7 protein-coding genes are annotated in these 7,267 nt (G+C 38.7%); 2 read left to right on the forward strand and 5 right to left on the reverse strand.

Features of this window, described 5'->3' with window-relative positions; translation table 11 throughout:
* Window positions 1–69: 69 nt before the first annotated feature.
* Window positions 70–1,077 (reverse strand): undecaprenyldiphospho-muramoylpentapeptide beta-N-acetylglucosaminyltransferase, encoded by a 1,008-nt coding sequence (gene murG / locus ABYK33_RS12080; protein ID WP_373033493.1) that lies wholly within the window; start codon window positions 1,075–1,077, stop codon window positions 70–72.
* A complete protein-coding gene (locus ABYK33_RS12085; protein WP_373033494.1) occupies window positions 1,074–2,255 on the reverse strand; it encodes an FtsW/RodA/SpoVE family cell cycle protein in 1,182 nt (393 codons plus the stop codon). The genes murG and ABYK33_RS12085 overlap by 4 nt, the downstream gene beginning before the upstream one ends.
* Before the next feature lie 99 nt (window positions 2,256–2,354).
* Here ABYK33_RS12085 and ABYK33_RS12090 point away from each other — a divergent pair, with 99 nt between their 5' ends.
* Complete coding sequence (locus ABYK33_RS12090; RefSeq protein ID WP_373033495.1) at window positions 2,355–4,436, forward strand: peptidoglycan D,D-transpeptidase FtsI family protein; 2,082 nt, start codon at window positions 2,355–2,357, stop codon at window positions 4,434–4,436.
* Here the strand turns inward: ABYK33_RS12090 and panC are convergent.
* Window positions 4,433–5,257: a pantoate--beta-alanine ligase gene (panC, locus tag ABYK33_RS12095; RefSeq protein ID WP_373033497.1), complete on the reverse strand. Its 825-nt coding sequence runs from the start codon at window positions 5,255–5,257 to the stop codon at window positions 4,433–4,435. The genes ABYK33_RS12090 and panC overlap by 4 nt on opposite strands.
* Window positions 5,258–5,320: 63 nt before the next feature.
* Here panC and prfB point away from each other — a divergent pair, with 63 nt between their 5' ends.
* The gene (gene prfB, locus ABYK33_RS12100; RefSeq protein ID WP_373033496.1) at window positions 5,321–6,415 is read left to right on the forward strand and encodes a peptide chain release factor 2; all 1,095 of its coding nucleotides are present in this window, start codon (window positions 5,321–5,323) and stop codon (window positions 6,413–6,415) included.
* A 17-nt stretch (window positions 6,416–6,432) separates the two neighbouring features.
* Here the strand turns inward: prfB and ABYK33_RS12105 are convergent, their stop codons facing one another.
* Together ABYK33_RS12105 and ABYK33_RS12110 are read right to left on the reverse strand one after the other, a co-directional pair.
* Complete coding sequence (locus ABYK33_RS12105; RefSeq protein ID WP_373028256.1) at window positions 6,433–6,558, reverse strand: hypothetical protein; 126 nt, start codon at window positions 6,556–6,558, stop codon at window positions 6,433–6,435.
* Window positions 6,555–7,205, reverse strand: coding sequence for an ABC transporter ATP-binding protein (locus ABYK33_RS12110; protein ID WP_373028255.1), 651 nt, complete (start codon window positions 7,203–7,205; stop codon window positions 6,555–6,557). Before ABYK33_RS12110 ends, ABYK33_RS12105 begins: the two co-directional genes overlap by 4 nt.
* Window positions 7,206–7,267: the final 62 nt, after the last annotated feature.

Consider the following 7,267-nt stretch of genomic DNA (forward strand, 5'->3'; position numbering starts at 1 on the left):
CAACATCATAAACTTTTTCACGACAAACCCTTTTACTTTAAATATAAAAAATAATACTCAATAATTGTGTCAGATTTGTGTCAATAACTTAGCTATTTTTTCACTACCATTTTTTTCAACGATCTCCATAAGCCCTCTACTTTTATCTGCCAGGTTTTCATCCAAAAGTGCCAAGACTTTTTGGGTATCTATCTCTTTTTCTCTCATGATCCATGCAAGATCTTTTTCTACTAAAAACTGTGCATTGTGAAACTGATGGTCACTTGCAGCATAAGGGTAAGGGATATAGAGTGTAGGTACAGCCGTAGCAGAAAGTTCCCATAGTGTTGAGGCACCTGAGCGTGCGATAGCAAAATCTGCTTCATTCATATAGTCTGCCAATCTATCTGTAAAACCAAACACTTCTACTTCAATACCCAGATCATCATATGCTTTTTGCACCTCATCGATGTTATTCTGTCCAGCCTGATGGATGATCTTGATCCCTCTGCTTTTAAGTTGCGGGGCTATCTGTAAAGCCAATGTATTGATAGCCTTTGCCCCTTGAGACCCTCCAAGAAAGATAATTGTATTCACTTTATCTCGTATGTGGGCATTATCAAAAAATATTTGTTTGATCGGATACGCTTTAATGGGACTCTCTTCCAAATACGAAGATATAAATGCTGTGGCATAAGGTTTGAGTAATTTATTGAGTGAACCAAGTGCTGCATTTTGTTCATGTATGACTAATGGAATACGCAGGATCTTCGCTGCAAAAGCAGTAGATGCCGCTGAAAAACCACCTACTGAAAAAACAACTTTGGCCTTATGTTTTCTTAAAAGCTTGATGGCTTTTATCGTCGCTTTAGCCATCATTAAAAGAGATTTAACTTTACCTAAGGCGCCCTGGTTTACCACACCACGTGTCTCAAAAAAATATTTGTATGCAAAGTCATCATCATTTTCAAACCACTGTTTATCTTGTCCTTTGGTTGAACCAATATAGATAAGTTCTTCATCATTCAAATGTTCTTTAACTGCTTTGATGATGGCCAAATGTCCACCTGTACCACCACCTGTCATCACGATGCTCATTTCATGCGTCCTTTACTGTCTCTCGGTACTTTTTTAGATACCATTAACACCATACCTATAGCGATACAGGAAGCCCATATGTGTGAACCTCCATAACTTAAAAACGGTACGGCAATTCCTTTAATAGGTGTAATACCGGAGATACCGTAAGAGTTCAAAATAAATGCAAAAGAGATCAGTAATCCAACGCCTATAGAAAAGAGATAATACATAGGGTTTTTCACTTTTGATGCTATCTTGAAAATACGAAATATGATAAACAACATCGTTAGTGTCACCAAAGTAAGTCCTAAAAGCCCTAACTCTTCAGTAATACCCGCCAAGATAAAGTCTGTATGCACTTCACTAAGATAACCTAATTTAAACTGGCCATTCCCCAAACCTTCTCCAAAATAACTGCCGTTATGAATGGCATTTAAGGAGTTAGAGATCTGATAAGGTTCTTTGCCTACTTCTATACGAAGACTTTGCACTGATTCAAAAGGGAAAACAGACAGTATACTGTCCTGTACCGTTCCCCACCAACTTTTTATCCGTGCCATACGGTGAGGTGCAAAAAATATAAGTCCGATAAATGCTGCAAACACACCGGAGAGTAACGTAAAAAAGAACTTTAAAGAACTACCGATAAACAAAAACAGTACCATCAAAGTCGCACCCAACACTACCACTTGACCTAAGTCTTTTTGAAACACTGCAATGATAACTACTGCAACCAGAAAAACAAAAAGATACGGAGTAAAAGTACGTACTTCCTCCCAAAACCCCATTTTTGTTTTGTCTAGTAATTTACGAGCAAAGCTCCATGCCAAAAAGAAGATGAACCCTACTTTAAAAAATTCAACAGGTGCGATAGACATAGGGCCTACACGTATCCATCTTTTGGCCCCTCCTACCGCAGTTACCAAAGAAGAAGGTAAAAATTGCATTGCTATCATCAAAATAAAAAAGAGTATAAATAACGCCAGTCCCATTCTTGAAAACCATGTGTCCGGGTCCATTTTACTTAAGATAACCATGGTTGTAAAACCCAAGAAGATAGCCATACTTTGTCGTATAAAAAAATGGAAGTCAGTATAATTAAAATGTACCACCGTATATGTCGAGAGAGAATAGCTCATCACCAGTGAAAGTGTCAAAAGTACCATGACACCGGCTAAAAGGGGTTTGTCTATCATCTTCTATTCTCTTTATATTATATTGTAATCCATATTAATTAGTATTTTATCAGATTTAACAGATAACTTTGATAAAATTACACTCTATAAGAGGGAAATATGAATAAAAAAACACAAAATAATGCAATACATCAAAGAAAGAACAAAATTGGTATTCTTTTTTTACTCTTAGTGCTGCTTATGGGTATTTTCTTATTTTCTGTGCTGAAAACCATCTCTTCTGACAGACGTATTCCCAGTGATCATTCTACCATTCATGACCGGTCATTTCGAGGGTCTATCATCTCAGCAGATGACTATACACTCAGCAACTCACAAAAAACCTATCAAGCTGTGATACGCGGTGCCAGCATTGTTCCTGAGAAAAAAGCACTCTTTATCAAACTCTTCAGCATCTACAGTGGTATTCCAGAAGAAAAACTTCGTAAAAAATTTAAAAATCGTCAAGGTAAAGAGATACAAAGAAATATTGTCCTCTCTAAAACGATTAATGCACGCTCGGCAATGCAACTCAAATCACTCGCTTATAAATTACGGAAACTGGACGTCTTTCAGTCTATCAAAACCCGTAATGGCATCGAAGTGATGTATGGTTTGGATATCATCGAAAATGGTGAGAGCAGACGTTTTCCTCTGAAAGATGTGTTAAGTCCGATCTTGGGATATGTAGGGGATAAAAGTGATGGTAGATATACACGTCCTTCAGGGAAAAAAGGTATTGAACGGGCATATGAAAAACATATTACATCTAAGAAAAATGGATACTTTCAAGGTAAACGGGATGTTGTTGGTGCAGTCATCCATGACAAAAACAGTATTAACATACAACGGGTAGACGGACTTGATCTACATCTGAATATTCCTCTTGCTTTACAAAGACGTGTTGAACTTATGATAGATCAGATGAAACTTAGTATTGATGCAGATGAGATCATAGTAGGTATCATGGAGAGTGAAACAGGTAAAGTACTGAGTTTGGCAAGTTCTGAACGATACGACCCTTCTCACATTAGGCAAAAAGATATTGCTGCACTCGTTCCAAAATTTACAGAGTACCCTTATGAGGCAGGTTCAGTACTTAAACCTCTTACCGTTGCAATTGCACTTGACAAAAATAGGATCACTCCTGATACATGGTTTAAAACAGGTTATAAAAAATTTGATATTACCGGTGGTCAGAGTGTAAGTGATGATGATTATTTTGAGTCTCTGCCTGTCACCGATATTATTGTGCATTCTTCCAATATCGGTACATCTCAAATCTCATGGAAACTCACAGGACAAGAGTTTAGAGAAGGCTTACTCAAATTTGGTATCGCTAAAAAGACAGGGATCGACCTTTCACGTGATCTGCCCGGTTCTCTTAAACCTCTTAGACTACTCAATCATAAAATGCACAGAGCCAACTCTTCATTTGGCTATGGGATGATGGTCACTTTCACCCAACTGATGAAAGCCTACTCCGCTTTCAACAATGATGGTTTAGCCATGACACCACGCCTTGTAGACTATCTGCAGGATGCCAAAGGAAACCACTATACACTGGAACCGGAAATAGGTAACGTGCAAGCTGTCAGTAAAAAAGCTGCCAATCAAATACACGACATTCTTTTAGAGGTTGTGAAGCGTGGTACTGGTGTTGCAGCACAGTACCCAGGTCTAGAAGTAGGCGGAAAAACAGGAACTGCACACATCGCCAAAAAGGGTCGCTATGTGAGAGAGTACCATAGTAGCTTTTATGGTTTTGCCAACGATAAAGAAGGTCACAAATATACCATCGGTGTATTGGTGATACGTGCTAAAAAACGCTACAAATACTTCGCATCACAATCAGCGGTACCTACATTTAGAAGAATTACGGACATACTTGTAGAGCTCGATTATCTTAAACCCGAAGGTGGAGTAGAAGTAGTCAGTCCGGAAATCAAAGTCGAACCCAAAAGTCCTCCTAAGATCATAGATGAACCAACAGTACCTAAAAAAGAAGTAGTAAAAAAAGAAACAAAGGAACAAGTAATAGAGAAAAAAGTGACAGTAAAACCAATAAAAAAACCGACACCTTCGGTCAAAGAACTTTTTAAACTTGAACCAAAACCTGACCCTAAGCCTGCTCCTAAACCAGTCAATATAAAACCTGCGAAAGATAAATCAACACAAGAACTTTTTGAAGATATGTTTTAGATCCACAAATTATCGATCAGTCTAGGCTTGCCTACCCATGCTGCAACCAGGATGATCGTATTACCTATCTCTACAGTATCAATAGCATTAAACTCTCTGTCTACTATAGCCACATATTCCACTTGATCTGTCTCTTCAAGTACGGTCAACATCTCTTGTTTGAGCACTTCAACATTGCGTTCTCCTGCCATTACCCTTTTGGTTGCTCGTTTAAGTGAGCGTGCGAGAGAGAGTGCACGTGTTTTTTCTTCCCCTTGCAAGTAGACGTTACGACTGCTTAATGCCAGTCCGTTATCATCCCGTACGATCTCACAGGGAATAATGTTGACATCCATAAAATAGTTCTTTACCATCTGTGAAATAAGGGCTAACTGCTGTGCATCTTTTTTCCCAAAGTAAGCATTGTGTGCACCACTTAGATTAAGAAGTTTCATCACCACTTGCAGCATACCGTCAAAATGCCCAGGACGTTTTTCACCTTCTAGAATGTACCCGCGAATAGCTGGTGCACCTATGCAGAGTTCATCATTTTCATACATAGCATCTATGGTAGGCATAAAAAGTATATCAACCCCTGCCAATGTACATATCTTTGTATCAGCTTCTTCTTTACGAGGGTATGCATCTAAATCTTCCCCTTCCAAAAACTGTGTAGGATTGACAAAAATAGAAACAATGACATGCTCATTTTCTTGTCTGGCTTTTTGTATGAGTGATAGATGTCCTTTGTGTAGTGCTCCCATCGTAGGTACAAAACCTATAGAGCCCGATAATGCATTTTTTGCTTCCTGTAAAGCCTCTATTGTCCGAACGATAACCATCTCTAACCTCATATTTCGCTATATTTTGATAAAATAATATCAAAATTACACTAGGTTTTTACTATGGATGCATACGAATACAGCGAATTACTCAAATCACTTACTATCAAAATGGATAATATTAAAAATATTATAAAGCCTGATGCACTGAAAGCAAGACTGGCAGAGATAGATACGATGCAGCAAGACCCTGACTTCTGGAACGATGCAGCCAATGCAGGAAAAATTTCTCAAGAGAAAACCAAAGCTGAACGTATATTGGAGACCTATAATAATGCGTATGATGCAGTGCATGATGCCAGTGAGTATTTTGAACTCTCCAAAGCAGAAAATGATGAAGAGACCTTGGAGATGCTTTATGAAGATGCCCAAAGCCTACAGGAAAATACCAATGCTTTAGAGGTACAGATAATGCTCAGTGGTGAACATGACGGTGCCAATGCCATCGTCTCCATACACCCAGGAGCTGGTGGAACTGAATCACAGGATTGGGCCAGTATGCTTTACCGTATGTATTTACGTTGGGCAGAGAGACATGGATTTAAAGTCGAAGGACTTGACTATCAGGCTGGAGAAGAAGCAGGTATAAAAGATGTCTCTTTCATTATAAAGGGAGAAAATGCCTATGGCTACCTCAAAGTTGAAAATGGTATTCATAGACTAGTACGTATCTCTCCTTTTGATTCCAATGCCAAGCGTCATACTTCATTTTCTTCAGTGATGGTATCACCGGAGATAGATGATGACATAGACATTACCATCGAAGACAAAGATTTACGTGTGGATACGTACCGTGCCTCGGGTGCAGGTGGACAGCATGTTAACAAAACAGAATCAGCCATCCGCCTTACCCATATACCTACAAATATCATCGTACAGTGTCAAAATGACAGAAGTCAGCATAAAAATAAAGCTGCAGCGATGAAGATGCTAAAATCCCGTCTTTATGAGTATGAGATGGCTAAGAAACAAGCTGTTTTGGATGGTGTAGAAAAATCAGAAATTGGATGGGGGCACCAAATACGCTCTTACGTGATGCAACCTTATCAGCAAGTCAAAGACACAAGGTCCAACCAGGCTTTTACAAATGTAGATGCCATCCTTGATGGAGATATAGATAAACTGTTAGAGGGTGTACTTATCGCGCAAGCAAGGTAGGTATAAAGTGGCTTTTTCTACTTTTGTTCCTCATCCTCTTTCTTCGTATATTTAGAGATCGTTTTTGTGATCACAATAGCTGCAACAAAAGCCAAAAGCACCATAGAGGTAGTATAGAGTACATTCATTACATCTATTTTCATACTTTCTCCTTGAGTATTTTATCTTCGATCTTATAAGAAACATCACAGCGTGCTTCCATACTCTCATCATGGGTCACCAGTAAGAGTCCAGCACCTGTCTCTTTAATATAATCCATCAGTACATCCATCACAAGTTCTGCAGTCTCTTTGTCCAAGTTCCCTGTAGGTTCATCTGCAAAAATGATACGAGGATTCTTACTCAATACCCTTGCGATAGAGACACGTTGCTGCTGACCACCTGAGAGTTCACCTATTTTTTGTTTCATCAGTTCTTTGATCTCTAGTTTTTCAAGTATGGTATCATCGATCTTCTCCGCACTTAACATACTGGCCACCTCAACATTTTCCATTGCAGTCATACCTTTAAACAAGTAATGAAACTGAAAGATGATCCCTATATCATAACGTCGTAGTGCTTCAATAGCCTTATCATCAAGGCTGTAAAGATCTTTCCCAAAAAGTGTTACACTGCCTTTATCAGGTTTGATAAAAGTTGAAAATATATGTAAAAGTGTAGACTTTCCACAGCCGCTTCGACCAATGATCGCTGCACTTTGTGATGGCTTTAAAGAAAAGTTTACATCGTGAAATAAAAGGGTATCAAAACCGTGGGAAATATTTTGCGCTTCCAATAAAAATTGGGACATCTGTTGCCTTTAAACTATTTTGCAAGTATGGATTTCGTTCCACTTCATGGCATATTCTAACA

Source organism: Sulfurovum sp. (assembly GCF_041562805.1).
GTDB lineage: Bacteria > Campylobacterota > Campylobacteria > Campylobacterales > Sulfurovaceae > Sulfurovum.